Below are 2,017 nucleotides of genomic sequence, written 5' to 3'. Positions count from 1 at the left end.
ACAGAAGCTGGCTAACGAAGGCGAAGAGGATGGTAACGTTCAATCCGCTCAGCTAGTGAAGCAAATGATCGCTGAGTTGGAAGAAGTGCTCGACGTTTTAAACTCCTAAGTCCCTTCCTGATTCGAAGAAAGCACGTTCGCTCGTTGAGAGCAGCGTGCTTTTTTTATTTCTGCAGTTTATTTATTAACATCTCTACGCTATGATTCTCGCCGTTCCAACAAACGTTCGTTTGTGGTTTTCGGGATGTAGCGCAGCCTGGTAGCGCACCTGCATGGGGTGTAGGTGGTCGGAGGTTCAAATCCTCTCATCCCGACCAATTCTCTTCTTTTTATGGCAGCCAGATGGAGTTGTTAGTTCGGCTTTTAGAAATCGTTGGGCCCGTTTTCCTGATTGTGTTCATTGGCTTCTTATATGCCCGGAAAAGAAGCCCGGAGCTAAGTCATGCAAATGCCATTAATATCGAGTTATTTACGCCGTTTCTTATTTTTTCTGTTCTCTCACAAGGGGATTTTGAATTAGCTGAGTATGGGGCTCTCGCAGTCGCTGCAAGTATTGTTGTCCTTCTTCCCGGATTTTTGTCTCTTCCAGTTGCTCGCGCTTTAGGGCTGAACTGGAAAACCTTTGTTCCACCGATGATGTTTCGCAACTCTGGCAATCTTGGTCTACCGCTTTTGCTGTTTGCTTTTGGCGAAGAGGCGTTACCTGCTGCCGTGATATTGTTTATCGTCGAAAATACATTGCATTTTTCAGTCGGCATGCGGATGTTGAAGCCTGGCAGCAGTCTGTTCGCTTTGTTCAGAATACCTATGCTCCAAGCCACTCTATTGGGACTATTGTTTGCGCACTTTCATTGGGTCTTGCCGGGATTTATTGCTGAGGCGATAAAAATGTTGGGCCAGATTTCAATCCCACTTATGCTATTTGCGCTTGGGGCGCGTTTGTATGCTGCCAATCTCGATGATTGGAAGGTTGGCCTTATCTCCGGTATTTGGGCTCCCATTTGTGGCGTCGCCGTCGCATTGTTCGTTGGCCTGTTTGTCGATTTGAGTGATCAACAGTATGCAATGCTGATCATCTTCTCGGCGTTACCTCCTGCGGTTTTAAATTATTTGCTTGCAGAACAGTTGAAGTTTGAGCCTGAGAAGATCGCGTCGATTGTTTTGACCGGGAATATGGTTAGCGCCCTGTCGATACCTATCGTCTTGGCATTTGTGTTGTAAAAGCGCCCTGCCGCTGATCCAAGTAATTCGATTATTAGTCTGCCGGCAAAAGCCAGATGTCTGTTTTGGGGTTGATGATAGTGCCATCCGCCTGCTTCAATTTAAATCGTTTGGAGGCCGGCTTACCTTGCTTATTATATTGAATGACAAAATGAAGGTGAGGGCCGGTCGAGAAACCGGTGTTACCGGAATATCCAAGCAATTGGCCGGTTTCAACGCTATCGCCTGGCTTAACGAGTACTTTGCCTATCAATAGATGCCCATACATGGCGTACGTCCCATCCCCATGCAAAACCATTGCATAGTTCGCTTTGTCATAAAAAAAGGCGCTGCTAACACCTGAGTGCGCGTAGGTATCCTGTATATCGATAACAATTCCGGAGCGCGCTGCGGATATTGGTGTACCGACGGGCATCGCAATATCAATGGCATAGTATTGAGGTTCATGACTATGGCTGAATTTTCCACCAAAACCTTGGGAGATGCGTAGGCTCTTATATCCTTTAAACGGTACCGCATATACCTGTTCGTCGGGAACGGTGTCTGGTGCACCTATCAGGCAGCCAAATTCGATGTCTTTTGGCCGCAGCCATTGATCCTTAGTAACGAGAATATCTATCACGCTTGTCTGCTCAATTAAGATTTGTGTTGCGTCTTCATTGCCTGGCACGAGGTAATAGCATTGAACGGGAGCAAACAGAGGGTTTTTGAGCGCAAATACAACTTGGTCGTCTCGCTCTTGTCGGATTAATCTAACCTTCGACGTTTCAGAGCGCGGTTTGCTCGTTTTGATGGA

General features: G+C 46.8%; 2 protein-coding genes and 1 tRNA gene. 2 read left to right on the top strand and 1 reads right to left on the bottom strand.

Annotation, left to right across the window (positions count from 1 at the left end):
* Positions 1–240: 240 nt before the first annotated feature.
* Both A3751_RS17015 and A3751_RS17010 read left to right on the top strand, forming a co-directional pair.
* Positions 241–317, top strand: a tRNA-Pro gene (locus A3751_RS17015).
* A gap of 25 nt (positions 318–342) precedes the next feature.
* On the top strand, positions 343–1,221 hold the full coding sequence (locus tag A3751_RS17010) for an AEC family transporter (protein ID WP_068458173.1): 879 nt from the start codon (positions 343–345) through the stop codon (positions 1,219–1,221).
* A gap of 34 nt (positions 1,222–1,255) precedes the next feature.
* Here the strand turns inward: A3751_RS17010 and A3751_RS17005 are convergent.
* Positions 1,256–2,017: M23 family metallopeptidase (locus A3751_RS17005; RefSeq protein WP_068458171.1), on the bottom strand; the 762-nt coding region annotated here is incomplete at its 5' end.

The sequence above is a fragment of the Oleiphilus sp. HI0080 genome, from assembly GCF_001635135.1.
This window is presented reverse-complemented; position numbering and strand designations above follow the sequence as displayed.

Coding starts and splice junctions, on each gene's coding strand:
- A3751_RS17010 (WP_068458173.1), top strand. CDS start 343: ATGGAGTTGTTAGTTCGGCTTTTAGAAATCGTTGGGCCCGTTTTCCTG.